Source organism: Salegentibacter profundi, assembly GCF_054121475.1.
Genome location: NZ_JBSYGG010000004.1, coordinates 228,946 through 255,720 on the forward strand (window position 1 = coordinate 228,946; position 26,775 = coordinate 255,720).

The 26,775-nt window shown below is 42.2% G+C and carries 24 protein-coding genes and 2 tRNA genes; 9 read left to right on the forward strand and 17 right to left on the reverse strand.

Annotated features, from left to right (window positions below):
* The first annotated feature begins 1 nt into the window (after position 1).
* The 7 genes from ACW6NC_RS07780 (at position 2) to ACW6NC_RS07810 (ending at position 6,142) form a co-directional block, all read left to right on the forward strand.
* Complete coding sequence (locus ACW6NC_RS07780; RefSeq protein WP_457864985.1) at positions 2-496, forward strand: hypothetical protein; 495 nt, start codon at positions 2-4, stop codon at positions 494-496.
* Positions 493-1,425 carry an alpha/beta hydrolase family protein gene (locus ACW6NC_RS07785; RefSeq protein ID WP_457864986.1) on the forward strand — a complete coding sequence of 311 codons (933 nt, stop codon included), beginning with the start codon at positions 493-495 and terminating at the stop codon, positions 1,423-1,425. Before ACW6NC_RS07780 ends, ACW6NC_RS07785 begins: the two co-directional genes overlap by 4 nt.
* Positions 1,426-1,432: 7 nt before the next feature.
* A complete protein-coding gene (locus ACW6NC_RS07790) occupies positions 1,433-1,594 on the forward strand; it encodes an Arc family DNA binding domain-containing protein (protein ID WP_457864987.1) in 162 nt (53 codons plus the stop codon).
* Positions 1,595-1,644: 50 nt separating this feature from the next.
* Positions 1,645-2,454 carry an HAD family hydrolase gene (locus tag ACW6NC_RS07795; protein WP_457864989.1) on the forward strand — a complete coding sequence of 270 codons (810 nt, stop codon included), beginning with the start codon at positions 1,645-1,647 and terminating at the stop codon, positions 2,452-2,454.
* A gap of 114 nt (positions 2,455-2,568) precedes the next feature.
* The gene (locus ACW6NC_RS07800; RefSeq protein WP_457864991.1) at positions 2,569-3,831 is read left to right on the forward strand and encodes a DUF819 family protein; all 1,263 of its coding nucleotides are present in this window, start codon (positions 2,569-2,571) and stop codon (positions 3,829-3,831) included.
* Between the two features lie 52 nt (positions 3,832-3,883).
* Positions 3,884-4,636: a DUF4369 domain-containing protein gene (locus tag ACW6NC_RS07805; protein WP_457864993.1), complete on the forward strand. Its 753-nt coding sequence runs from the start codon at positions 3,884-3,886 to the stop codon at positions 4,634-4,636.
* A gap of 228 nt (positions 4,637-4,864) precedes the next feature.
* Positions 4,865-6,142, forward strand: coding sequence for an L-lactate MFS transporter (locus ACW6NC_RS07810; protein ID WP_457864994.1), 1,278 nt, complete (start codon positions 4,865-4,867; stop codon positions 6,140-6,142).
* 677 nt (positions 6,143-6,819) lie between these two features.
* On the opposite strand, the gene ACW6NC_RS07815 is transcribed toward ACW6NC_RS07810, so the two are convergent.
* From ACW6NC_RS07815 to ACW6NC_RS07840, 6 genes are all read right to left on the reverse strand, one after another.
* Positions 6,820-6,893 (reverse strand) — tRNA-Thr (locus ACW6NC_RS07815).
* An 11-nt stretch (positions 6,894-6,904) separates the two neighbouring features.
* Positions 6,905-7,171: a hypothetical protein gene (locus ACW6NC_RS07820; protein ID WP_457864995.1), complete on the reverse strand. Its 267-nt coding sequence runs from the start codon at positions 7,169-7,171 to the stop codon at positions 6,905-6,907.
* Between the two features lie 79 nt (positions 7,172-7,250).
* A complete protein-coding gene (locus tag ACW6NC_RS07825) occupies positions 7,251-7,703 on the reverse strand; it encodes a peroxiredoxin (protein WP_457864996.1) in 453 nt (150 codons plus the stop codon).
* Positions 7,704-8,114 carry a 6-pyruvoyl trahydropterin synthase family protein gene (locus tag ACW6NC_RS07830; RefSeq protein ID WP_457864998.1) on the reverse strand — a complete coding sequence of 137 codons (411 nt, stop codon included), beginning with the start codon at positions 8,112-8,114 and terminating at the stop codon, positions 7,704-7,706.
* On the reverse strand, positions 8,111-8,629 hold the full coding sequence (idi, locus tag ACW6NC_RS07835; protein ID WP_457865000.1) for an isopentenyl-diphosphate Delta-isomerase: 519 nt from the start codon (positions 8,627-8,629) through the stop codon (positions 8,111-8,113). Before idi ends, ACW6NC_RS07830 begins: the two co-directional genes overlap by 4 nt.
* Positions 8,630-8,685: 56 nt before the next feature.
* The gene (locus tag ACW6NC_RS07840) at positions 8,686-10,350 is read right to left on the reverse strand and encodes an OmpA family protein (RefSeq protein WP_457865001.1); all 1,665 of its coding nucleotides are present in this window, start codon (positions 10,348-10,350) and stop codon (positions 8,686-8,688) included.
* Positions 10,351-10,433: 83 nt separating this feature from the next.
* On the opposite strand from ACW6NC_RS07840, the gene ACW6NC_RS07845 reads away from it, so the two are divergent.
* A complete protein-coding gene (locus ACW6NC_RS07845; RefSeq protein ID WP_457865003.1) occupies positions 10,434-12,023 on the forward strand; it encodes a peptide chain release factor 3 in 1,590 nt (529 codons plus the stop codon).
* A 113-nt stretch (positions 12,024-12,136) separates the two neighbouring features.
* Positions 12,137-13,504, forward strand: a complete 1,368-nt coding sequence (locus ACW6NC_RS07850) for an alanine/glycine:cation symporter family protein (protein ID WP_457865005.1) — start codon at positions 12,137-12,139, stop codon at positions 13,502-13,504.
* Between the two features lie 35 nt (positions 13,505-13,539).
* Here the strand turns inward: ACW6NC_RS07850 and ACW6NC_RS07855 are convergent, their stop codons facing one another.
* From ACW6NC_RS07855 to tuf, 11 genes are all read right to left on the reverse strand, one after another.
* Positions 13,540-13,857 carry a DUF3467 domain-containing protein gene (locus ACW6NC_RS07855; protein WP_332039639.1) on the reverse strand — a complete coding sequence of 106 codons (318 nt, stop codon included), beginning with the start codon at positions 13,855-13,857 and terminating at the stop codon, positions 13,540-13,542.
* A gap of 170 nt (positions 13,858-14,027) precedes the next feature.
* Positions 14,028-18,329, reverse strand: a complete 4,302-nt coding sequence (gene rpoC, locus ACW6NC_RS07860) for a DNA-directed RNA polymerase subunit beta' (protein ID WP_457865007.1) — start codon at positions 18,327-18,329, stop codon at positions 14,028-14,030.
* An 80-nt stretch (positions 18,330-18,409) separates the two neighbouring features.
* Positions 18,410-22,222: a DNA-directed RNA polymerase subunit beta gene (gene rpoB, locus ACW6NC_RS07865; protein ID WP_457865009.1), complete on the reverse strand. Its 3,813-nt coding sequence runs from the start codon at positions 22,220-22,222 to the stop codon at positions 18,410-18,412.
* A 131-nt stretch (positions 22,223-22,353) separates the two neighbouring features.
* Positions 22,354-22,731 (reverse strand): 50S ribosomal protein L7/L12, encoded by a 378-nt coding sequence (gene rplL / locus ACW6NC_RS07870; RefSeq protein ID WP_081211360.1) that lies wholly within the window; start codon positions 22,729-22,731, stop codon positions 22,354-22,356.
* Positions 22,732-22,788: 57 nt separating this feature from the next.
* Positions 22,789-23,310: a 50S ribosomal protein L10 gene (rplJ, locus tag ACW6NC_RS07875; RefSeq protein ID WP_457865011.1), complete on the reverse strand. Its 522-nt coding sequence runs from the start codon at positions 23,308-23,310 to the stop codon at positions 22,789-22,791.
* A gap of 10 nt (positions 23,311-23,320) precedes the next feature.
* Positions 23,321-24,019, reverse strand: coding sequence for a 50S ribosomal protein L1 (gene rplA / locus ACW6NC_RS07880; protein ID WP_457865013.1), 699 nt, complete (start codon positions 24,017-24,019; stop codon positions 23,321-23,323).
* Positions 24,020-24,038: 19 nt separating this feature from the next.
* On the reverse strand, positions 24,039-24,476 hold the full coding sequence (gene rplK, locus ACW6NC_RS07885; RefSeq protein WP_457865015.1) for a 50S ribosomal protein L11: 438 nt from the start codon (positions 24,474-24,476) through the stop codon (positions 24,039-24,041).
* A gap of 79 nt (positions 24,477-24,555) precedes the next feature.
* Entirely contained in the window at positions 24,556-25,107 is a 552-nt protein-coding gene (gene nusG, locus ACW6NC_RS07890; protein ID WP_093405645.1) for a transcription termination/antitermination protein NusG, read from the reverse strand.
* Between the two features lie 14 nt (positions 25,108-25,121).
* Positions 25,122-25,319 carry a preprotein translocase subunit SecE gene (gene secE, locus ACW6NC_RS07895; RefSeq protein ID WP_457865234.1) on the reverse strand — a complete coding sequence of 66 codons (198 nt, stop codon included), beginning with the start codon at positions 25,317-25,319 and terminating at the stop codon, positions 25,122-25,124.
* 78 nt (positions 25,320-25,397) lie between these two features.
* Positions 25,398-25,470: transfer RNA gene (locus ACW6NC_RS07900), tRNA-Trp, on the reverse strand.
* A 60-nt stretch (positions 25,471-25,530) separates the two neighbouring features.
* Positions 25,531-26,718, reverse strand: a complete 1,188-nt coding sequence (gene tuf / locus ACW6NC_RS07905) for an elongation factor Tu (protein WP_457865017.1) — start codon at positions 26,716-26,718, stop codon at positions 25,531-25,533.
* Between the last annotated feature and the right edge of the window lie 57 nt (positions 26,719-26,775).

Genomic DNA, 26,775 nt, shown 5'->3' on the forward strand with positions numbered 1-26,775 from the left:
AATGAAAATTTTCGAAGAAAGGCAATCTTTCAACCAATGGTGGATCATTCTCCTTCTGGGAGTGGTATTCCTGCTGGTATTGATACCGGTCTTTGGCGCAGAAAATACTTTTTCAGCACAGGAGTCCATTATCGGCTCAGTCTTTGCTTTGGCCCTGGTAATGCTGGTGGGCTTATTGATTTTCTCACTGCGTTTGAACACTCGCATAGATTCCTCTGGAATATGGGTTTACTGGAAGCCCTTTACATTTTTACATCGACAATATTCCTGGCAGGAAATCAACCAGTGTTATGTAAGAACCTACAAGCCCATACAGGAATATGGAGGTTGGGGACTGCGAGGCGTTGGAAGGAATAAGGCCTGGAATATATCGGGTAACTCCGGAATCCAGATTGTGGAAAAATCAGGAAAAAAATTCCTTATTGGCACCCAGCAGCCAGAAAAAGCCAGGCAGATTATCAACCGGTTTTTTAACCATAAAACCAATGAACAATGAAAAAACTTCTGTTTATTTTTTATTTATGCTCCACTTGGTTACAAGCCCAGGAGCCTCTTTTTGAGCAAGAAGACCTGAGCATTAACCAATTTATTGACGGGACCCTAACCAAACCCATGGCAGAAGAAAACCCGCCCCTGGTAATTTTTATCCAGGGATCCGGACCTACGGATCGAAATGGAAATCAAACTATGGCAAAGAGTGATTTTGCTAAAAAGATCGCCCATCGATTAGCCGAAGAAGGCATTGCCAGCTTCAGGTTTGATAAACGCATCTTTAAAATGAAGGCTCTCAACATCAAAGAAGAAGACTTGCGCTTTGAGGATTTTGTAACCGATGTAGAGTCCATTATTACGTATTTCCAGAAAGAAGACGACTTCAGCAAGATTATTCTGGCGGGCCATAGTGAAGGCTCCCTTATAGGAATGTTGGCAGCAAATGACCATACCGATGCCTTAATTTCTCTTGCCGGGGCAGGACGTAGTATCGATCACATCATTGTCGATCAAATCGGGAAGCAAGCCCCGGGGCTTAAACAAAATACACGGGAGGCCTTCGATGAAATAATCGAGAAGGGAAGCACAAAAAGCTATCATCCTGTTCTGGCCTCCATTTTCAGGCCCAGTGCACAACCTTATTTGGGCTCCTGGATAAAATATGATCCTGCGCAAGAAATTGCCAGGCTCGAAATACCAGTGCTTATCATCCAGGGAACCTCGGATATCCAGGTGGAAACTTCAGAAGCCCAGTTGTTACACAAGGCCGCTCCTCAATCGGAACTGGTGCTCCTTGAGAATATGAATCACGTTTTTAGAGAGATGAAGGAAAAGGATCCCCTGGTAAACACCAAATCATATAATGAGCCCAGGCGTCCTTTACATCCTGACCTTATTCCGGCACTTGTGGAGTTCGTAAAAAAAATTGATTGATAATGTTATGGGCAAAAAGAAAGCATTCGCGCTAAGGGTAGATGAAGAGATGTTGAAAGCCATCGAAAAGTGGGCCGCTGATGAATTCAGGAGCACCAACGGCCAGATAGAATGGATGCTGAATAAATCCCTAAAAGAGGCTAAAAGACATCCCAAAAACAAAAAATAGATTTATATCTTGCGCCTCAGAATTACAAAATAGATTTCATAAGATTTTCCATGCAGTACAAAATTATCTTTTCCGATATTGATGGCACTTTACTCAACACAGACCGTGTGCTTTCACCATCGACGATCGAAACCTTAAAACTAATAAAGGAAAAATTACCGGTAGTACTTATTTCAGCAAGAATGCCTGCTGCCATGCGTCATCTTCAGCAGGATTTAGAAATTGAAGATCAGCCTATCATAAGTTATAATGGTGGTCTTATCCTGGTCAACGGAGAACCGGTAAGCTCTACTGAAATTCCTTTTAACATCCTGGCTGATCTTTCAGCATTTAATGAGGAAATTAAAGCACACCTAAGTCTTTACCATAATGACGAGTGGTATGTGCCTCAAATGGACCGCTGGGCTATTCGGGAAGAAAATAACACCCGGGTTACACCCGAAATAAAATCCAATTCCCAGGTCCTTTCTCAATGGGAAGCAGAAAATAAAAGCGCCCATAAAATAATGGCAATGGGTACCGAAGCAGAAATAGATGCCATCAGGGACTATTTGTCAAAAGAATACCCGGGGCAATTACACCTGTACCGCTCTAAACCTACTTATCTTGAAATAGCCAATAAAGCGATCTCGAAATATACCGCTATACGGTATTTGTTGGACAATCACTTTAATCTGGACCCTGCACACTGTATTGCCTTTGGTGATAATTATAACGATGTGGAGATGATCAAAGGTGTGGGAATGGGCGTTGCCGTGGCTAATGCCCGAAGGGAAGTCCTCGAGGTAGCCAATGTAGTTACCGACGCCGGAACAGAGGATGGTGTAGCTACATCGCTGAAAAAGCTTTTTAAGCTGTAAAAGAGCCTTCTATTGGGCATGGGACCTTCTATAATTTCTTCAAAAATGCTGGTCCAGCTTTTAAGAATAGTTTAAGAAAAATTGTATTTTGGCGCCCCTATATCAATTATTCTTATGGAAAATGCACTTTTTACCAATGATGCCATAGTCTTTGGACTTTTAATGATAGCCCTGGGATTTGTATTTTATACGTCTTCCCAAAAAGAGGGATTCTGGAAAAAATTCTATTCCGTAGTACCCGCGCTATTAATGTGCTATCTCCTTCCGGCGATTTTTAATTCTCTCGGGCTCATCGATGAGCAATCATCGCAACTTTATTTTGTGGCCAGCCGTTATCTTTTACCGGCAGCCCTGGTCCTTATGACTCTTAGTATTGATCTTAAGGCTATTTTTAACCTGGGTCCTAAAGCCCTTATTATGTTCTTTGCCGGAACGATAGGAATAATTATAGGTGGTCCTTTGGCTATTTTACTTATTTCCACCTTTTCCCCGGAAACCGTGGGAGGGGTTGGACCAGACGCCATCTGGAGAGGATTATCCACCATTGCAGGAAGCTGGATTGGCGGTGGAGCGAACCAGGCGGCGATGTTGGAAATCTACGAGTATAATCCAGATCTCTATGGAGGAATGGTACTGGTAGATATCGTGGTGGCCAATCTTTTGATGGCCGGCCTTCTGATGGGAATCGGAAAAACCGACCAGATAGACCGCTGGTTGAAAGCCGATAACTCCGCTATAGTAGATCTTAAAAATAAAGTGTCCAATTATGCCGCTAGTGTCACCAGAAACCCTGTGCTCCCAGATTATATGATCATGTTAGCCCTGGCCTTTGGTGCGGTGGGTATTGCGCACTTTGGCGCCGATGAAATTTCAAGCTTTTTAGCTTCTAATTTTGAGGTCTTCACCGACAAGAAAAGTGCCCTTTCTTCGTTTTCTTCTGATTTCTTCTGGATGATCACTATTGCCACGGCTATTGGTATTGGTTTTTCGTTCACCCGGCTTAAAAGCTATGAAGGTGCCGGGGCAAGTAAACTGGGTAGTATTTTCATCTATATCCTGGTAGCCACCATTGGAATGAAGATGGACCTTACTATGGTTTTCGACAATCCTGGTCTCATTGGAATCGGTTTGGTCTGGATGTCTATTCACGTGGTCGTGCTTTTCCTTACCGCCAAGATCATTAAAGCTCCTTATTTTTTCCTGGCCGTAGGAAGCCAGGCGAACGTTGGCGGGGCCGCTTCAGCCCCTGTAGTGGCAGCGGCATTCCACCCATCCCTGGCTACGGTCGGGGTACTGCTTGCCGTATTCGGCTACGTGGTGGGTACCTATGGAGCCATACTAACGACAATATTAATGCAAATCGCTGCGGGGAGTTAGTTTAAAAAAGAAAAATATAAGATATTTGCGCACCTAAATCCTAAACTAAAAAATGAAAAAATTAAGCCTTCTTTTATTGATCCTAATCGGGCTTTCGGCCTGTTCAACAAAGGAAAGTAACCTGGTGGTCAATACCCAAATCAAAGGCCTGAAGAAAGGTACGGTCTATCTTCAGAAAATTGAGGATACGCTTTTAGTCAATGTAGATTCTGTAGTGATCAATGGAAATGCTGAGTTCGTCCTTGAAACCTATATCGAAAGCCCACAGATGATGTACCTTTCCCTGGACAAAGTAGATAATTCGGAATATAATGATCGATTGGATTTCTTTGCGGATAAAGGTGAAGTAAGCATTGTCACCAACCTGGAAAATTTTGAGGAGGATGCAGAAATAGTGGGCTCGAAGAACCAGGAAAAACTTGTGGAATACCGAAAGATTCAGAAAAGGTTTAATGATCGTAACCTCGATCTTATCAAGGAAAGTTTTGAAGCGGAAAAAGAAGGCGATGAGGAGCTTCTGTTGGAAATAGATAAAAAATATGAAAACCTTTTAAAACGAAGGTACCTCTATACGGTAAATTATGCGATCAACAATAAAGACCTGGAGATCGCCCCATACCTTGCGCTTTCTGAGGTATTCGATGCCAACATCAAATACCTGGATACGATCTATAGCTCGCTTGATAAAAACGTGAAGAAATCTTTTTACGGTAAAGAATTAAAGCGCTTTTTAAAAGAAAGACGCGAGGAAGAAGAAAAGGCAGAAGAATTAGCTCAGGAAGCATCCACTGACAAAGAGCAATAAAATTTAAATAGAAAAAGAAATTTCTTTGACCTCTCCATCCCCTGGAGAGGTTTTTTTATACCCTACCCCACCAAAATGAGTTTGCACAATGGGAGACCTTAAAAAAGTCGCTTTTTATCTAAAACCAATTAGTTTTATGGATTTTTCTTGTTTTTTTACCAAAAAACTTGATACTTGTCAGCTTTTTAAATGAAGTAACCCTAAAAAACCAATAAAACTTAATTTTCTATGCAAAATCCTGCTTTAAAAAACCGATGGTTAATCGCTTTATCTGCCATTGGAATTCATCTTTCTATAGGTGCTGCCTATGCTTATAGCGTGTATACCATTCCCCTGACCGAGACCATGGGCTGGTCGGTTTCTTCGGTAACCCTGGCCTTTACCTTTATGATGGTTCTCGGGGGCGGGGCGGCAGCTTTATTTGGTAAGTTTGTGGAAAGAAGCGGCCCGAGAAAATCAGCCATGCTTGCTGCCATCCTATTCGGACTGGGCCAGGCAGGCTCAGGGCTTTCAGTTAGCCTGGAATCCCTTCCCCTTTTTATCATTACCTATGGAATTTTAAGCGGCTTGGGATTGGGCATAGGATATATCGCCCCGGTGTCCACCTTAGTAAAATGGTTTCCAGACCGCCGCGGCCTGGCCACAGGGATGGCCGTGTTAGGCTTTGGGACAGGGGCCCTAATTACAGCACCTGTTGCCGCCTACTTAATGGAAACCCTCAGCATTCCTACGACCTTTTATATTCTCGGGTTTAGTTACTTCTTACTGATGACCCTCGCCGCACTTTACATTGCTCCTCCACCTAAAGGCTGGCTGCCCAGGGGTATGAAAGACGCCATTAAAACAGGTACAAAAAAGGTGAAGGTTGATCTCACCCAATCAAGTGGAAAAGAAGCGGTCAATAGCAGGCATTTCTGGATGCTCTGGACTATGATGCTGATCAATACCAGTGCAGGGATTATGATGATTTCGGTAGCATCACCAATGGCTCAGCAAGTAGTAGGTTTATCGGCCGGAGCCGCGGCTGCCATGGTGGGGATTATGGGAGTCTTTAACGGGGCAGGAAGAATTGGTTGGGCAACCGCCTCCGATTACATATCAAGACCTGTTGTTTTTATATGCTTTTTTATCATTCAATTGGTCACTTTTCTTACCCTTCCGATAATTACCAGTGTAATAATTTTCCAGGTCCTAATCTTTCTCGTGGTGAGTTGTTATGGAGGTGGATTCTCCAATCTACCGGCTTTTATAGCGGATCTATTCGGAACTAAAGAATTAGGAGCGATCCACGGCTATCTTTTAACTACCTGGTCCCTTGGCGGCTTAATCGGTCCTACCCTGGTATCCCAGATCTACGCCCACACCGGCAGCTATATCCCGGTCTTTTATGTCTTTGCCGGATTAATTGCAGTAGCTTTGATTATTTCAGTATTGCTTTTTACTGACATAAGAAAGGTCAAACAAAAAAAGACTCAATCTCAAAAGTTAGATCTAAGTGAAAAATAAGTTTATTTGCGAACAAATATACTTCAGTGAATAAAGAGACTGATCTATACCTGCTAATTTTTATCCTTCCAGAAGACTTACTAGCCTATTTGAATAGTATTGAATTTGACAAAAAACTATACCTCCAAAGGCAATTAAGAAATATAGAAAGAAGCTGGGAGGCAGTTTTAAGGCGCAAGAACCTTACTGATATTTATAATATCATATATGATATTATAAGGCAAAAGTACCAGAAAAAATTAAAAGTCAAACTGTATACACTCAAACATTCAACTAATTATTAAAGTAAAAAAAACTGATAAATGGGAAATGGGATTTTATGCAAAAAACATCTTTTGTTCTGTTTTTCAACATCAAAAGTTAGGCGAGAAAAAAGGAAGAACATGAAATTACTCAACTGTACTCTACTCGTTTATCCTTTTATCTTTAACAAAATAAAAGTAGGGGCCCCTTGTAGCACAATTAGGAGAGGTTAGAAAGATGAATTCCTCTTGTATCGGTTCAAAAAATTGTTTGCTTAAAACTCAAAAAAAACAGATAATATACTTAACCCGAAAAAACTTCGACAAGAAGCCTTACCGCTAATCCATAGAATGAAATAAGCATTCCGCTACACATCATTCTTTGGTCCTAACTAAAAGCCCTCTCCATTACTGAAGAGGGCTTTTGTTTTTTAGAGCCGATGGAGGGACTCGAACCCACGACCTGCTGATTACAAATCAGCTGCTCTAGCCAGCTGAGCTACATCGGCCAAAAATGCTATTACAATGCGTTAATCTTTCCTACAAGGCCTTGTGCCTTAGTTTCAAGTTCTTTTTCTATCGCCTTAAAATGTTGTTTTTTATTCTCAACATCTTTCTGATTTATCTTCACGATAAGCTCATCGAAAGTAGTGATCGCTTCATCTACGATCGCTTCGGTTTGCTTAGGGTCTTGTTTTGGGTTTGCTAATTGATTTATGTAAGCGGCTTCAATAATATCGCCTAAAACATAATTCACATCCCTCTTTAAAAGTCTTTTACTTGCCATAATGCTTAAATTTCGGCTGCGAATTTAGTCTATTTTTCGTTATCATTGACTCAAAACCAGACAATTTTTCTTTAAATCATCAGGAAAGATTTTTTCTAAGAGCAGTTAGGGCTTTCAGCATATGGTGCCTGGAATTCATATTATTGAATTTATAAATAAGTGTTCCCGCCTTGTTAAACACGAAGGTCTCCCTGCCGGGAAGGAGCCCTAGTAAATTGGGTTGTACCCCAAAGGCCTTCCGGGCCTTCTTTTCCGGATCTGAAAGCAAAAGAAATGGTAGTTGATGCCTTGTTTTAAATCTGGCATGTGATCTTTGGGAGTCTGAACTTACCCCGATAACCTCCGCGCCCAAGTCTTTAAAATCCTCATAACTATCCCTGAAACCACAGGCCTCCCTAGTGCACCCGGGAGTAAAATCCCTGGGATAAAAATATACCACCAAAGCTTTATCGATGCTGCGAAAATTTAATTCCCTACCAGCTTCATCTTTCAGGCTTAAATCAGGTAAAGAGTCTCCAATATTTAGTCCCATCTATTCTCCGCTGTAGGTTACAAAATTCCTTGGGGTTTCATAGAGTGTCACCTCAAGCTTAAGGGATGGTTTTAATTTCTTGCGTAGTTTATTCCAGATCACCACCGCAATATTTTCAGCAGTTGGATTGAGCTCCTTGAATTCAGGGAGCTCTTCATTTAGATTTTTATGATCAAAAGGGACCTCCACTTCCTGATAGATCAATTTTTTCAGGACTTTCAGATCCATCACAAATCCTGTTTCCTCATCGATCTCACCATTAACAGAAACGACCAGTTCATAGTTGTGCCCGTGGTAATGCGGATTACTGCATTTGCCAAAGACCGCTTCATTCTTGGCCTGGTCCCAGTCTTTTCGGTAGAGCCGGTGCGCCGCGTTGAAATGAGCCTTTCTGTGGACGGTTAATCTCATTGCTGAATATGTTTATAGTATTTATCGAAGATTATTTTAAACCATTCGGTATAATCATCTGGATGCTCATTCATATCCTTTTCTATATCCTCCAGGGACATCCATTTCCAATCGGCAACTTCATGGGGATTGGGCTTTGGATCTTCATTATAATGCCCCACTAGGATATAATCGTATTCGTGTTCGGTAAGGCCGTTATCAAAAGGAGCGCGGTATATAAAACTGATGGTTTCCTTGAGGTCTGTTGTAAAGCCCATCTCTTCCATTAGTCGCCGTTTCCCCGCGTCAATATTGCTCTCCCCTTCCCTTTGGTGGCTGCAACAGGTATTGGTCCACAAGCCCGGAGAATGGTATTTTTCCAGGGCACGCTGCTGGATCATCAGTTCATTATTTTCATTAAAGACAAATACCGAAAAGGCTCTGTGTAACAAGGCTTTTTCGTGGGCTTCAATCTTTTCCATAAGCCCTATTTGCTCATCTTTATCATTGACCAGAATTACTTTCTCTTTTTCCATTTCTTTTCTTTGTGTGTCAAAAGTACAAATCGACCTCGGATTAACAAGGTGTTTTATTATAATCGCCAGGCTTCCCCACGAGTATAGATTTCGCAATCTATAGAAAGGATAAATTCCGACCTGCGGTTGGCCTGATGCTGTTGCTCATTACAGGGGACACCATTTTTACAAGGATTAACCAGTTCCGTTTCACCATATCCCCTTCCGGAAATACGATGGGCTTCAATACCCTGGGCTATAAGAAACTCACGGGTGGCCTCTACTCTGTGATCGGAAAGCTGCTGATTGTATCTATCGTCCGCCCGACTGTCCGTATGGGATCGGATATCCAGCAGGATTGCCGGGTTTTTTTGCATAAATTCAGCAATTTCCATCAATTGCGGTTTTACTTTTTCCCGAATTTCAAATTCATCCAGGTCAAAATGAATTGGATCCAGGTTTAAAATATCAGTGATATCATCCCCGATTTTTGCCCCTATGATCCTTTGATTAGAATCCCTGGATTTAAAACTTACCAGGTTTTCTTTTCTTTTGATTTCCGTAGCATAAAAACTCCAGTTGAAAAATGTGCGTAGGGCTGCAATATGTGCAGGAGTCTCTCCGTAGATACTGTGTCCTGCCTGGTATATAACCAGACCATTTTTTGGGTTATCAAAGCCATGACCATAAATGGTAATTGCTGCCTCAGCATCGGTGATTTCACCTTTATCAGGCGCATCCGGATCGGAAACCAGAATGCGAGCTCCCTCTCTCCATTTATTGATGCGCTTGGGAAAAAATATGCGTTCGGAGCCGTTGAGATGTGCTTTATCCGGACTACCAAGATATTGCGCCACCGGATCGCCCGGGAAAGCATTTTTGTAGGGAGGTGTACCATGGCGATGATCACGAAAAGGAACCAGGCCAGCGCTTCGGGCCCCCGGAAATCCTGCCGATAGAAAATTAAGCTGAATCAGCTCCCCTGTTTCTTTCCCTGGGCCAACAAGGTTCTCAAGAATACTGGCAGCATGGCATCCCGCCCAGATTGCCCCTTTATATTTTTGGTTCCAGTAATAGAGATTCCTATGCGTTTCGAATTTTGGATCGGCATGAGGTAGTACAAAAATATCATCGCAAACCCCAAGTTCAGCAGGAGATTTCCAATGAGCAACCCTGCCTCCGCCGTAAGCCGATGAGGGAATTCCAGCGGCTTTAAAGAAAGGAACAGCTATATAGCCGTTTTCCTTATCCAGGGTCCACCTAGGGGGGATGGTAAGGGTATTAAATACAGGCAGCTTTATGTCCTCCCGGGTTATTTGAATAACTACTCCCTGGTCTTCCCAGGCCTTAAAGGTTTTTCTTACCGGGGGAGTGATATAGGAAACCGGTACCAGGAAAGCACCTGAACGGTAATCGATTTCCCCTATGGAAAAATCCCTGGCATCCTTCTCTTTATTGGGATTGATAATCCATTTTACCGCTACCTCGTGATCTTTTAAAAGTTCATATAATAAGCCATAAGGCTTCAAGGCATTTTGGTGGCTTTGAGGCCGCTGTCCCATATTAATTATATAAGCACCCGCCGCAAAATCTTGTTGTCCAGCCTGCGCATTAAGCGGCGGCAATAGCACGAAATGAAGAAAAAATAATATACCAGCCCAGAGACGCTTCATAATAGGTAAAAATACGCATTGTACGGCGGTAAAATTGAGTTTACCACTTAATTTTAACGCTATTTTCATAAGAAGTTTTGGACCAATTAACCGCTTTGAGCTTCGGATAAATTCCCGAAAAAACTGTACTTTTGCAGCCTTAAAAATTCAGAATGAAAAGCTTTCAAAAAGAGATTAATAGGCGAAGAACTTTCGGAATTATTTCTCACCCCGATGCCGGTAAAACAACCCTTACAGAAAAATTACTCCTTTTCGGAGGAGCAATTCAGGAAGCAGGGGCGGTAAAATCCAATAAGATAAAAAAAGGGGCTACCAGTGACTTTATGGAGATTGAACGGCAACGTGGGATCTCGGTGGCTACTTCGGTACTCGGTTTTGAATACAAAGACATTAAAATCAATATTCTCGATACTCCAGGGCACAAGGATTTTGCTGAAGACACCTTCCGAACACTCACTGCTGTAGACAGCGTGATCGTGGTCATTGACGTGGCTAAAGGGGTTGAGGAGCAAACCGAAAAACTGGTGGAAGTTTGCCGGATGAGGAACATTCCCATGATCGTTTTTATCAACAAACTGGATCGTGAAGGGAAAGATGCCTTTGAATTGCTTGACGAAATTGAACAAAAACTCAACCTCACCGTAACGCCCTTGAGTTTTCCCATAGGAATGGGATATGATTTTAAAGGGATCTATAACATCTGGGAAAAAAATGTAAACCTCTTTACCGGGGATCCTCGAAAGGATATTGAAGAGACCGTGGAAATCTCAGATCTTAATTCTGAAGAGCTCGACAACCTCATTGGCGATGAGGCCGCCGATACCCTTAGAGATGAGCTTGAACTCGCCCAGGGTGTTTATCCTGAATTTGATAAAGAAGCCTACCTGCAAGGAAATTTACAACCGGTATTTTTTGGTTCCGCCTTAAATAACTTTGGAGTTCGTGAGTTACTGGACTGTTTTATTGAGATTGCCCCAAAACCCCGACCAAAAGACAGTGATGTGCGGACCGTAGCCCCCGATGAGAATCACTTTACAGGTTTTGTCTTCAAGATTCACGCAAATATGGATCCCAAACACCGGGACCGCCTGGCATTTATTAAGGTCGTTTCCGGAAAATTCGAACGGAATAAGCCATACCTGCACGTAAGACAGGGTAAAAACCTGAAATTCTCCAGCCCGAATGCATTCTTTGCTGAAAAGAAAGAGATCGTAGATGTATCATACCCCGGGGATATTGTGGGCCTTCACGATACGGGCAACTTTAAGATCGGGGACACCCTAACGGAAGGGGAAAACCTCCATTATCGGGGAGTACCGAGCTTCTCACCTGAGCATTTCAGATATATCAATAACGCGGATCCCATGAAATCCAAACAATTGGAAAAAGGTATTGATCAGCTGATGGATGAAGGAGTTGCCCAGCTCTTTACCCTGGAAATGAACGGACGAAAAGTAATAGGCACCGTAGGAGCCCTTCAATTTGAGGTGATCCAGTACCGGTTAGAACATGAATATGGAGCTAAATGTACTTACGAAAACCTGAATGTCTATAAGGCTACCTGGGTAGAAGCAGAAGATGAAAAAAGTGAAGAGTTCAAAGATTTCAAAAGGGTAAAAGCCAAATTCCTGGCTAAGGATAAACATGGGCAGCTTGTGTTTTTTGCTGATTCCCAATTTTCTTTACAGATGACCCAACAGAAATACCCTTCATTAAAATTTCATTTTACTTCTGAATTTTAACAGGTCAAACACTCTCATTAATAGGCACTAAGCATTCACCAACAAATAAACTCCGCAAGGCTTCCTGTTAAATAGAAGTTAATTTCATATATTTTCAGCGCAAAGCTGATTTTATGAGTGAAATAGATGAAATTGTTGCCCAGTTTGCTTCGGCAGTCTGGGGAGTCCCCTTAGTGATTTTATTAATTGGTGGTGGGGTTTACCTGCTCATTCTCTCCAGGTTTCTACCCTTCCGTTACCTGGGTCATGCCCTTGAAGTACTTCGTGGAAAATATAACAATCCCAACGATCCAGGAGAGATCAATCATTTTCAGTCCCTCTCCACTGCCCTTTCCTCAACGGTTGGAATGGGAAATATCGCCGGGGTAGCCGTTGCAATAGCCATCGGGGGTCCGGGTGCGATCTTTTGGTTATGGGTCAGCGCCGTAGTGGGTATGGCTACCAAATTCTTCACAAACAGCTTATCAGTGATGTACCGGGGAAAGGACACCCAGGGAAATATCCAGGGTGGTGTTATGTATTACATCATGGAGGGACTGGGTAAAAAATGGAAAATAATGGCCATTTTCTTCAGTGTAGCCGGGCTGATCGGCGCCTTACCGGTTTTTAATGTGAATCAGCTCACCCAGGCGATCAACTTTATCCTTCTTGAGCCCAATGATGTACCTACAGGGTTTATAACAAATCTTATAATCGGCATTGTCCTGGTTATAATCACCTCGATAGTGATCCTGGGAGGCCTGACCAGGATAGGTTATACGGTGTCCAAACTGGTTCCGGCCATGGTAGCCCTATACTTTTTTTCCGTACTGATCATTCTCTTTGTCAATTATGACCAGGTACCTTATTATTTTTCCTTAATTTTCACCGATGCTTTTGCCGCTGAAAATTATAAGGGAGAACCACTCTTAGGAGGCGTTTTGGGGGGACTAATTCTACTAGGGATCCGAAGGGGTGCTTTTTCCAATGAAGCTGGAATTGGAACGGCTACAATGGCACACGGGGCAAGCAAGACCTCTGAGCCTATCCGAGAGGGGCTTGTAGCCATGATGGGACCTGCCATTGATACTTTGGTCGTTTGTACCTTAACGGCCCTTACCATTCTGGTAACAGGGGTGTGGCAAAGCACGGATGTCAATGGCGTAAGCCTTACCGCGGCCGCTTTTGATGCTTCTATTCCGTATGTTGGAAGCTATTTGCTACTATTGTGCATTGCTGCCTTTAGTATCTCCTCGCTTTTTTCATTCTCTTACTACGGTACAAAATGCCTTTCATTTCTCATAGGCGCTGAAAGAAAGCACTACTATAACTATTTCTACATTATAAGTATCATGATCGGGGCTACAACTTCCCTGAGCATGATGATTAATTTGATTGACGGTTTCTTTGCTCTTATGGCGATTCCCACAATGATAAGCACCCTCATTCTTGCCCCACGGGTCATGAAGGAGGCCCGGGTTTACTTTAAAAGATATAAATAAAAAACCCCGCTTTATCAGCGGGGTGGGTAGTCTTTTTAAGCCTGACCAGTAGGGCCAAAATTCAGCGGAATAGGTGACTTTTCAAAATCCTGGATTTCTCCATGGGCTTTTTCAAAGCGCTTTACATTATCACCCAGGGCCTTAAGCAAACGTTTGGCATGTTGAGGAGTCAGAATAATCCTCGACTTCACTTTGCTTTTAGGTTTTCCAGGCATAATATTCACAAAATCGATCACGAATTCTGAAACGGAATGATTGATAATAGCCAGGTTTGAATAGGTTCCTTCGGCAACGCTATCGTCCAGTTCTATATTTATTTGTCCTTTTTTGGGCTGCTTTTTTTCTTCACTCATAATACTGATTGTTATTTTAATTTTTTCTGAAGCTTATTGCTTAAACAAGCCGGAATCAATTTGCTAAAAATTCAGGCTAATACTAAAATACAAAAAATCCCGTCCTGTTAGCCACCGGGACGGGATTAAAAAAATCAGGGCCGCTAATGCGACCCTGATTATATTTGAAATTAGTTATAATTAACTTCCTGTTTACGCTCCAGCCTTTGGTCGAATTCTTCCTTAGAACCAACAATAATGCTGTCGTATTCACGCATTCCCGTACCTGCAGGAATTCTGTGCCCTACAATTACGTTCTCTTTCAGGCCTTCAAGTTCATCGATTTTTCCGCTAACCGCAGCCTCATTGAGGACTTTGGTGGTCTCCTGGAAGGAGGCAGCTGAAATAAATGATTTGGTTTGAAGCGATGCCCTGGTTATCCCCTGTAGTACAGGCTTAGCAGTGGCAGAAGTTACGTCTCTTGCCGTAGCCAGATTCTTATCCTCTCTTCGTAAAAGGGAATTTTCATCTCTCAATTCGCGAGGAGAAACAATCTGTCCTGGTTTAAGATTCTCTGAATCCCCAGCATCCTCAACTACTTTCATTCCAAAAACCTTATCGTTCTCTTCGATGAAATCCGATTTATGAACAAGTTGGTTTTCAAGGAAAATCGTATCTCCTGGATCCTGAATTCTAACCTTTCGCATCATTTGTCTTACCACGACCTCGAAGTGCTTATCATTGATCTTCACACCTTGTAATCGGTAGACTTCCTGTACTTCATTGACCAGATACTGCTGAACTGCATTTGGTCCTTTGATATTAAGAATATCTTCAGGAGTTACAGATCCATCAGAAAGCGGCATTCCTGCACGAACATAATCGTTCTCCTGTACAAGGATCTGGTTAGAAAGCTTTACTAAGTACTTTTTAACCTCACCGAGTTTAGACTCGACGATAATCTCACGGTTACCGCGTTTGATCTTTCCGAAAGACACCACACCATCAATTTCGCTAACAACAGCCGGGTTAGATGGGTTACGGGCTTCGAACAATTCGGTTACCCTTGGAAGACCACCAGTAATATCTCCTGCTTTAGAAGACTTACGTGGAATTTTTACAAGGATCTTACCTACCTTGATCTTGTCCCCGTTATCGACCATAAGGTGAGCACCCAATGGCAGGTTGTAGGAACGGATCACTTCATCCTTCTTACCAAGGATATGAAGTGTTGGTATGAGTTTTTTGTTTCTTGATTCAGAAATTACTTTTTCCTGGAATCCGGTTTGCTCATCAATTTCAACCTGGTAGGTCACCCCTTGCTCCACGTTTTCATATTTGATCTTACCTGCAAATTCAGAAATAATAACTCCGTTATATGGATCCCACTGGCAGACCACATCACCTTTTTTAAGCTCTGCTCCATCCTTGATAAAGATCTGAGCTCCATAAGGGATATTGCTGGTACTAAGTACCACGCCGGTCTTTTTGTCTTTAATCTTAAGTTCCGCTGTTCGCGAGATCACGATATCGGCGTTGCTTCCATCAGGAGCTTCACCTTTAACAACTTTAAGGTCTTCAATTTCGGCAATACCGTCCAATTTAGCCTCAAGTTTATTGTCCTCAGAGATGTTTCCTGCAATACCACCTACGTGGAAGGTACGCAGGGTTAGCTGTGTTCCCGGCTCCCCAATTGATTGGGCAGCAACAACACCAACTGCTTCTCCTTTTTGAACCATCTTGTTGGTCGAAAGGTTTCTTCCGTAGCATTTTGTACAGATTCCTTTTTTAGCCTCACAAGTCAGCGGAGAACGTACTTCAACACTTTCTATTGGCGCACCGTCGATCTTTTCAACAACCTCGTCGGTTATTTCCTGACCAGCTGTTACAAGAAGCTCACCTGTTGAAGGATGGGTTACATCATATAAAGAAATTCGGCCAAGGATTCTCTCCCCTAAGGATTCCACAACTTCTTCATTTTTCTTAAGTGGTCTTACTTCAACCCCTCTTAAGGTACCACAATCTTCCTCATTGACGATAACATCCTGAGATACATCTACAAGTCGACGTGTTAGGTACCCGGCATCAGCCGTCTTAAGGGCCGTATCGGCAAGACCTTTACGCGCACCGTGGGTAGAGATAAAGTATTCAAGAATCGAAAGCCCTTCCTTAAAGTTGGAAAGAATTGGGTTTTCAATAATTTCACCACCCCCAGAACTGGATTTCTTAGGCTTAGCCATCAATCCACGCATACCGGTTAACTGACGAATTTGCTCTTTAGATCCACGTGCACCGGAATCAAGCATCATAAATACCGAGTTGAATCCTTGCTGGTCTTCGCGAATTCGCTTCATAGCCAATTCGGTAAGCCCTGCATTGGTAGAGGTCCAGATATCAATAACCTGGTTATAACGCTCATTGTTGGTAATAAGACCCATATTATAGTTTCCTATAATGCCTTCTACCTGCTCGTTGGCCTCATCGATCATCGTTTGTTTCTCCTCAGGAATAATAATATCCCCTAAGCTGAAAGAAAGTCCACCACGGAAAGCGAAACCATATCCCATTTCCTTAATAGCATCAAGGAAATCTGCGGTTTCAGGCACACTGGTTACCTTAAGAATCCTTCCAATAATATCTCTAAGAGATTTTTTGGTAAGAACTTCATTGATATAACCGGCCTTTTCTGGTACAGCTTCGTTAAATAACACTCTACCTACTGTGGTTTCAATGACCTGGTAGGTAATTTCACCAACTTCATTGAAATCTTTGGTTCTGATCTTAATTACAGCATTAAGGTCTACCTGTTTCTGGTTATAGGCGATAATTAGTTCTTCAGCAGAATAGAAGGTCAGTCCTTCTCCTTTCACCTTCACCTGGTCGGTAGATACTCTTGACTTGGTCATATAATAAAGACCAAGTACCATATCCTGAGACGGAACCGTAATAGGTGATCCGTTTGCAGGGTTTAGTATATTGTGAGAAGCCAGCATTAATAACTGTGCCTCCAGGATAGCCTCAGGACCTAAAGGAAGGTGAACTGCCATTTGATCCCCGTCAAAGTCGGCGTTGAATGCCGTACATGCAAGAGGGTGCAACTGAATAGCTTTTCCTTCAATAAGTTTAGGCTGGAAGGCCTGGATTCCCAGACGGTGAAGTGTGGGGGCACGGTTAAGCAATACGGGGTGTCCTTTAAGAACATTCTCAAGGATATCCCAAACCACAGGCTCTTTCTTATCTATTATTTTCTTGGCAGATTTTACCGTTTTTACAATTCCTCGTTCGATCAGTTTCCTGATCACGAAAGGCTTGTAAAGTTCAGCGGCCATATCTTTAGGAAGACCACATTCGTACATCTTCAATTCAGGTCCAACCACAATTACCGATCTTGCGGAGTAATCCACACGCTTACCGAGAAGGTTTTGACGGAAACGTCCCTGTTTACCTTTAAGCGAATCGGATAGAGATTTCAAGGGTCGGTTAGAATCGGTTTTTACTGCCGAGGATTTTCTGGTATTATCGAATAATGAATCTACTGATTCCTGAAGCATACGTTTTTCATTACGCAGGATCACTTCAGGAGCTTTGATCTCCATCAATCGCTTCAAACGATTATTACGGATGATCACCCTTCTGTAAAGATCGTTGAGATCTGAAGTCGCGAAACGACCACCGTCCAGGGGAACAAGTGGACGTAATTCCGGTGGAATTACAGGCACCACCTTCATAATCATCCATTCCGGCAGGTTCTCGCGGTTATTATTGGCATCACGGAAAGCCTCCACAACCTGAAGACGCTTAAGGGCCTCTGTTTTACGTTGTTTGGAAGTCTCGTTGTTCGCCTTGTGCCTTAACTCATAAGAAAGCTCGTTAAGGTCGATTCTCCTTAGAATTTCGATAAGACATTCCGCGCCCATCTTGGCGATGAACTTGTTCGGGTCATTATCATCTAAATAAAGATTTTCCTGTGGAAGAGAATCCAGGATATTAAGGTACTCTTCTTCGGTAAGGAAATCCATTTTTTTCAATGGTTCTCCTTCTTCATTTTTAGCGATACCTGGCTGAATGACTACATAACGTTCGTAGTATATGATCATGTCCAGTTTCTTGGACGGAAGACCAAGCAGGTATCCAATTTTATTCGGTAAAGATCGGAAATACCAGATATGTGCTACAGGAACTACCAAATTGATGTGCCCCACACGGTCTCTACGTACTTTCTTCTCGGTTACTTCTACCCCACATCGATCACATACGATCCCCTTGTAGCGTATTCTTTTATATTTACCGCAGGCACATTCATAATCCTTTACAGGACCAAAAATACGCTCACAAAACAGACCATCACGCTCTGGTTTGTGTGTACGATAATTGATAGTTTCCGGTTTAAGCACTTCACCGCGGGATTCTGCGAGGATAGATTCCGGGGAAGCCAAACCGATAGAGATCTTATTGAATCTCTGTACTGTATTCTTATCATTATTTCTAGCCATAATAACTGCTGCTATAATTATTGTGAAAATCCTGTTTTAAGGGGACACACCCAGGTGTCCCCGTATTCTAAAACAGGGTATTATTCTTCTAACTTAATATCCAATCCAAGACCTTTCAATTCATGCATAAGTACATTGAAAGATTCTGGAAGACCAGGCTCTGGCATAGGCTCGCCTTTTACGATTGCTTCGTAGGTTTTTGCCCTTCCTATCACATCATCAGATTTCACGGTTAAGATCTCACGTAGGGTGCTTGAGGCTCCATAAGCTTCAAGTGCCCAAACTTCCATCTCACCAAAACGCTGACCACCAAACTGTGCTTTACCACCAAGAGGTTGCTGGGTAATAAGCGAGTATGGTCCGATCGAACGTGCGTGCATCTTATCTTCAATCATATGTCCTAACTTCAACATATAGATCACACCTACAGTAGCTGGCTGGTCAAAACGGTCTCCGGTACCACCATCATAGAGATAAGTGTGACCAAAACGTGGAATCCCTGCTTCATCGGTAAGTTCATTGATCTGGTCAATGGTCGCCCCGTCGAAAATCGGAGTGGCATATTTCTTACCAAGCTTCTGACCTGCCCAACCAAGTACGGTTTCATAGATCTGTCCGATATTCATACGCGATGGTACCCCAAGAGGATTCAGCACGATATCCACAGGTGTTCCGTCATCGAGGAACGGCATGTCTTCCTGGCGAACAATTCTCGCTACAATACCTTTGTTACCGTGACGTCCTGCCATCTTATCCCCTACTTTTAGTTTACGCTTCTTAGCGATGTATACCTTAGCAAGTTTAAGAATTCCTGATGGAAGTTCATCTCCTACGGAAATGGTAAACTTCTCTCTTCTCAAGTTACCCTGAAGATCATTTTCCTTGATCTTATAGTTATGGATGAGATCGGCCACCAAAGCATTTAGGTGATCATCTGTAGTCCAGGTACCATGGGTAAGGTGGGTGTAATCATCTACAGAGTTAAGCATTTTAAGGGTGTATTTCTTCCCTTTTGGCAATACTTCTTCTCCTAGGTCGTTTTGCACACCCTGAGCTGTTTTTCCACCAATAATCGCAAACAGTTTATCAACTAGTTCTGCTTTTAAATTGGCGAATTTCGCATCATACTTTTTCTCAAGTGCAGAAACATCTTCTTTATCCTGAGCTCTTTTGCGCTTGTCCTTTATGGCACGGGCAAAAAGCTTTTTCTCAATAACCACCCCATTAAGTGATGGAGAGGCCTTTAGAGAGGCATCTTTTACATCTCCGGCTTTATCACCAAAGATCGCGCGAAGCAGTTTCTCTTCAGGAGTCGGATCGCTTTCACCTTTAGGTGTAATTTTACCGATAAGAATATCACCAGGTTTCACTTCGGCACCAATTCTAATCATTCCGTTCTCATCAAGATCCTTTGTGGCTTCTTCTGAGACGTTTGGAATATCATTGGTCAATTCTTCATTACCTAATTTAGTATCCCTAACTTCCAGTGAATATTCATCGATATGGATAGAGGTGAAAATATCCTCTCTAACCACTTTTTCAGAAATTACAATCGCATCCTCAAAGTTATATCCTTTCCAGGGCATAAAGGCAACCTTCATGTTTCTACCTAGTGCAAGTTCTCCTGCTTCAGTAGCATATCCCTGACATAAAACCTGACCTTTGGTTACCCGGTCCCCTACCCTTACAATAGGTTTAAGGTTGATCGAAGAACCCTGGTTGGTTTTACGGAATTTTATAAGATCATAAGATTTTGAATCACTATCAAAGCTGACCATTCGCTCCTCATCGGTTCTGTCGTATTTGATAATGATCTTCTTGGCATCTACATATTCTACTTCTCCCTCTCCTTCAGCATTTATCAATACACGGGAATCCGTTGCTACCTGACGTTCAAGCCCGGTTCCGACAATCGGAGAATCCGCTCTTAACAGGGGTAGTGCCTGGCGCATCATGTTTGATCCCATCAAGGCACGGTTCGCATCATCATGTTCCAGGAACGGAATAAGCGAAGCCGATATTGAGGAAATCTGATTTGGCGCCACATCGGTATAATGGATCTCTTTTGGATCTACAACCGGGAAATCCCCTTCCATACGCGCAATTACCCTGTCGGTATCAATGGTACCATCCTGGGAAAGAGGAATATTGGCCTGGGCGATCTTTTTATCTTCTTCTTCCTCGGCGCTTAAATAAATAGGCTCCTCGGATAAGTTTAATTTTCCTTCTGTCACCTTGCGATAAGGGGTCTCAATGAATCCCATTCCATTTACTTTGGCATAAACCGAAAGTGAGGAAATAAGACCGATGTTCGGTCCTTCAGGGGTTTCAATTGGACAAAGTCTACCATAGTGCGTATAGTGCACATCACGAACCTCAAAACCTGCCCGCTCTCTGGAAAGACCTCCTGGTCCAAGAGCTGAAAGACGTCGCTTGTGCGTAATCTCAGCAAGCGGGTTGGTCTGATCCATGAACTGAGACAGCTGGTTAGTCCCAAAGAAAGAATTGATCACTGACGAGAGTGTCTTGGCATTGATCAAATCGATCGGGGTGAAAACCTCGTTATCACGGACATTCATACGCTCACGAATGGTACGTGCCATACGGGCAAGTCCCACTCCAAATTGCTGAGATAGTTGCTCCCCAACAGTTCTAACACGACGGTTAGAAAGGTGGTCGATATCATCGATCTCAGCCTTAGAATTAATTAATTCGATAAGGTATTTTACAATGGTGATAATGTCTTCTTTGGTAAGCACCTGCTTATCCATAGAAACATCAAGACCAAGCTTTTTGTTCATTCTGTATCGTCCTACCTCTCCAAGGCTGTAACGCTGATCGGAGAAGAATAACTTGTCGATAATGCCACGCGCGGTTTCTTCATCTGGCGGTTCGGCATTACGCAACTGACGGTAAATATGTTCAACCGCTTCCTTTTCAGAGTTGGTTGGATCCTTTTGTAGGGTATTATGAATGATCGCATAATCACCGGTTGAATTATCCTCTTTATGAAGAAGAATAGTCTTGGTTCCGGTTTCTAGAATTTCTTCAATATGCTCTTTTTCAAGTTCGGTATCACGGTCTAAGACGATCTCGTTACGCTCAATGGAAACTACCTCTCCTGTATCTTCATCTACGAAATCTTCATACCAGGTGTTGAGCACACGAGCGGCCAGTTTACGGCCTAATACTTTTTTAAGTCCTGTCTTAGAAACTTTAACCTCTTCTGCAAGGTCAAAGATCTCGAGGATATCTTTATCACGCTCAAATCCGATAGCACGGAAAAGGGTGGTCACAGGTAATTTTTTCTTTCTGTCGATATAAGCGTACATCACGCTGTTGATATCGGTAGCAAATTCTATCCAGCTTCCTTTAAAAGGAATGACACGAGCAGAATATAGTTTTGTTCCATTGGCATGAAAAGACTGTCCAAAGAAAACCCCGGGCGAACGGTGCAATTGAGATACTACAACTCGCTCTGCGCCGTTGATGCAAAAAGTACCGCTGGGGGTCATATATGGGATAGTACCCAAATAAACGTCCTGTACGATGGTTTCAAAATCTTCGTGTTCAGGGTCGGTACAATAAAGCTTTAATCTTGCTTTAAGCGGTACACTGTAGGTGAGGCCACGTTCAATACATTCCTGGATGGAATATCTTGGCGGATCCACAAAATAATCTAAAAATTCTAGTACAAATTGATTACGGGTGTCCGTAATAGGGAAGTTTTCAAGGAAGGTGTTATAAAGTCCTTCATTTCCCCGCTCTTCTGATTTGGTTTCTAATTGAAAGAAATCCTGAAATGACTTGATCTGGATATCCAGAAAGTCAGGATAATCAGGCCGGTTCTTTACAGAAGAGAAACTCACTCTTTCAGTTTGCTTTGCTAACATCAATGGACGGATTATAAATTATATAAAAAAACTGCGCGTTATAAAGCCTTAAGCTCTATATACGCAAAAGGGTTTAGACCTTCAGGAGCGAATCCTGAGGCCTAAACCTAAATAATATTGCTTCGGCAAGCTTATTTAAGCTCAACCTCGGCTCCTGCTTCTTCTAACTGTGCTTTAAGTGCTTCAGCTTCATCTTTTGCTACTCCTTCTTTTACTGGAGCAGGTGCGCCATCTACTAATGCTTTAGCGTCTTTAAGACCAAGACCGGTAAGTTCTTTTACCAGTTTAACTACTGCAAGTTTAGATCCACCTGGAGCTTTAAGAATTACGTCGAATTCAGTTTGCTCTTCAGCTTCTTCACCACCTCCGGCAGCAGCACCACCAGCAACAGCTACAGCAGCAGCTGCAGGCTCTATACCATATTCTTCTTTTAAAATATCAGCTAACTCGTTTACTTCTTTAACGGTTAAGTTAACCAATTGTTCTGCGAAATCTTTTAAATCTGCCATTTTCTATCGTTTTAAAATGTTCTTTAAATATATAATTGTTAAAAAGTGCGTACTATACTATCCTTCCTTTTCGGAAAGGGTCTTAAGAATTCCGGCAAGTTTTCCACCGCCTGATTGAAGTGCTGAAATAACATTCTTAGCAGGGGATTGTAACAGGCCAACAATATCTCCGATAACTTCTTCCTTAGATTTGATGTTAACCAGAGTTTCAAGATACTCATCGCCAACATACACCGCTTCTTCTACAAAAGCTCCTTTTAGTAGAGGTTTATCAGATTTCTTTCTGAATTCTTTGATTACTTTCGCTGGGGCATTCCCAGTTTCAGAAATCATTATTGAGGTATTGCCTTTTAAAACTCCAGGAAGATCACCGAAATCTTTATCAGATCCTTCCATCGCTTTAGCAAGCAAGGTATTTTTAACTACCGCCAGTTTCACGTTAGCCTTATAACAGGCCCTACGTAAATTTGTGGTCGCTCCGGCATTAAGTCCGGAAATATCAGCTAAATAAATGATTGAATTATCAGTTAACTGGGCAGTTAAATCTTCAATTACTATTGATTTTTCTTCTCTTGTCATAACTATCTAATTATTGCTCAGTGAACCTTTTAGTATCAATCTCCACACTTGGGCTCATAGTAGAAGAGATATGTATACTTTTTATGTATACTCCCTTTGCTGCCTGAGGCTTCAATTTTACCAAAGTAGTTAATAATTCTCTCGCGTTTCCGGCTAATTTTTCAGCCTCAAAAGATGCTTTCCCAATTCCTGCGTGAACGATTCCGGTTTTATCAACTTTAAAATCGATCTTACCAGCCTTCACATCAGATACCGCCTTTGCAACATCCATAGTTACTGTACCGGTTTTAGGGTTTGGCATTAGGCCTCGTGGTCCTAACACCCGACCAAGAGGTCCAAGTTTACCCATTACACTAGGCATGGTGATAATTACATCAACATCGGTCCAGCCTCCTTTTATCTTGTCTAGATATTCATCCAATCCAACATAATCAGCGCCAGCTTGTTTTGCTTCCTCTTCTTTATCTGGGGTAACCAGAGCAAGAACTTTAACATCTTTACCAGTACCGTGTGGAAGGGTTACTACACCTCTTACCATTTGGTTGGCCTTTCTGGGATCTACGTTCAAACGAACCGCTAAATCCACAGAAGCATCAAAGTTTTCATTGGAAACGTCCTTTATTAAAGCTGAAGCTTCTGCTACCGAATACGTCTTACCGCTTTCGATTTTAGATTGGGCTTCTTTTTGCTTTTTAGTCAATTTTGCCATTTCTTAATTTCTTTTTGGATTAAAACGGTGGGTTCCCTTTTACAGTAATTCCCATTGAACGCGCTGTTCCGGCAACCATCTTCATTGCAGATTCTATAGTGAAGGCATTTAAATCCTGCATTTTGTCTTCTGCAATAGCTTTAACCTGATCCCAAGAAACACTTGCTATTTTTTTTCGGTTAGGTTCTCCCGAACCTTTTTTGTTCTTAGATGCTTCCAATAACTGTACTGCAGCTGGAGGTGTTTTAATAACAAAGTCAAAAGACTTGTCTGTATAAACATTTATCGCAACCGGCAATACCTTACCTTGTTTATCCTGAGTTCTACCATTGAATTGCTTACAGAATTCCATGATGTTTACCCCGGCAGCACCTAAAGCAGGTCCAACTGGTGGTGATGGGTTAGCAGCACCCCCGCGAACTTGTAGTTTTACAACTTTACTTACTTCTTTTGCCATTTTTTCAATTTTTAGGTGATAGTTTGTTATAGTGGAAGCTTTAAAAAACTATCGAAAAAAATATGTAACACTATTATCTTTATACTTTCTCAACTTGCATATAACTCAATTCCAATGGTGTTTTTCTTCCGAAGATCTTCACCATTACCTCGAGCTTACGCTTTTCTTCATTAATCTTTTCTACAGTCCCGTTAAACCCGTTAAAAGGACCATCGATAACTTTGATGGTTTCTCCAATGGTAAAAGGTATGGCCACATTATCGGCTTTAACCGAAAGTTCATCCACCTTACCTAACATTCTGTTGACCTCAGATTTCCTTAATGGAACCGGATCACCGCCTTTGGTCTCACCCAAAAAGCCAATCACTCCGTTAATGGATTTGATAATATGAGGAATTTCCCCTCCAAGGTTGGCCTGCACCATCACATAACCAGGAAAGTAAACTCTTTCCTTATTCACTTTTTTTCCGTTTCTAATCTGGATCACCTTTTCTGTAGGAACCAAAACCTGGTCAATATAATCCTCAAGGTTATTATGAGCGATCTCCCGCTCAATGTATTCCTTGACCTTATTTTCCTGGCCGCTAACAGCCCGGACTACATACCAGTTTTTATCCTTAACATCTGCCATTACCTGCTTTTTTTTTAAGATTTAATCCACTTGAAGTACTCCTCAATAACTCCACTAAATAAAGTGTCTACACCCCATATTGCAAGGGAAAAGATTATAGAGAATACCGCTACAAGAATGGTAAGCCTTTGAGCTTCTGGCCAGCTTGTCCAGGTAACGTGGTTTTTTAACTCGTTGTAAGATTCGGATATATAATTAACAATTCCTGCCATTGCTTTCAAAGTATTTGAACGGATTGAGAGACTTCCTTCAGTTTTCCTTAGGACAGGCTTCTCGCTTCTTTTTTTCTGCACGGGTTGAGAGGCTCGAACTCCCGACACCTGGTTTTGGAGACCAGTGCTCTACCAACTGAGCTAAACCCGTAAATATAAGTGAAGGTATCCCGGCTGTAAACCAGGATACCTTTTTATATAAAAACTATTATTAGTCTAGAATCTCAGTAACCTGACCAGCACCTACTGTTCTACCACCTTCACGAATCGCGAAGCGAAGTCCAACATTCATAGCGATAGTCTGAATAAGATCTACAGTAATAGTAAGGTTATCACCTGGCATTACCATTTCAACACCTTCAGGAAGGTTGATAGTTCCTGTTACATCAGTCGTACGTACGTAGAACTGAGGACGGTAGTTGTTATGGAAAGGAGTGTGACGTCCACCTTCTTCTTTCTTAAGGATATATACCTCAGCTTTGAATTTAGAGTGTGGAGTTACAGATCCTGGCTTGGTAATTACCATACCTCTAGAGATCTGAGTTTTCTCAATACCTCTTAATAGGATACCTACGTTATCTCCAGCTTCACCTCTATCAAGGATCTTACGGAACATCTCAACTCCAGTAATGGTAGAAGTAAGTTTTCCTGCACCCATTCCAATGATCTCTACTGGATCTCCGGTGTTAGCAACACCAGTCTCAATACGACCAGTAGCAACAGTTCCACGACCAGTAATAGAGAACACATCCTCGATTGGCATCAAGAAAGGCTTGTCTACATCACGCTCAGGAAGTTCGATCCAGCTGTCAACAGCCTCCATAAGGTCAAGAACGGTTTTAGCCCATTTCTCATCACCTTCAAGAGCACCTAGAGCAGATCCAGAGATCACAGGAGAATTATCTCCATCATACTCATAGAAAGAAAGAAGATCTCTTACTTCCATTTCAACTAGTTCAAGAAGCTCCTCATCATCAACAAGGTCAACTTTATTCAAGAACACAACGATTCTTGGGATACCTACCTGGCGTCCAAGAAGGATGTGCTCACGAGTTTGTGGCATAGGACCATCGGTCGCAGCTACAACAAGAATAGCACCGTCCATTTGTGCAGCACCAGTTACCATGTTCTTTACATAGTCGGCGTGACCAGGACAGTCAACGTGAGCATAGTGACGGTTTGCAGTCGCATACTCTACGTGCGAAGAGTTAATAGTAATACCTCTTTCTTTTTCTTCAGGAGCATTATCGATTTGATCAAAAGCACTCGCTTCTGAATAACCAGCATCAGCTAATACCTTAGTAATAGCTGCAGTTAAAGTCGTTTTTCCGTGATCTACGTGTCCAATAGTACCTATATTAAGGTGCGGCTTGGACCGATCGTAAGTTTCCTTTGCCATAATTAATACTTATTTAATCTTAGTTATATATTAGTGTTCAATTTTATACAAAATCTA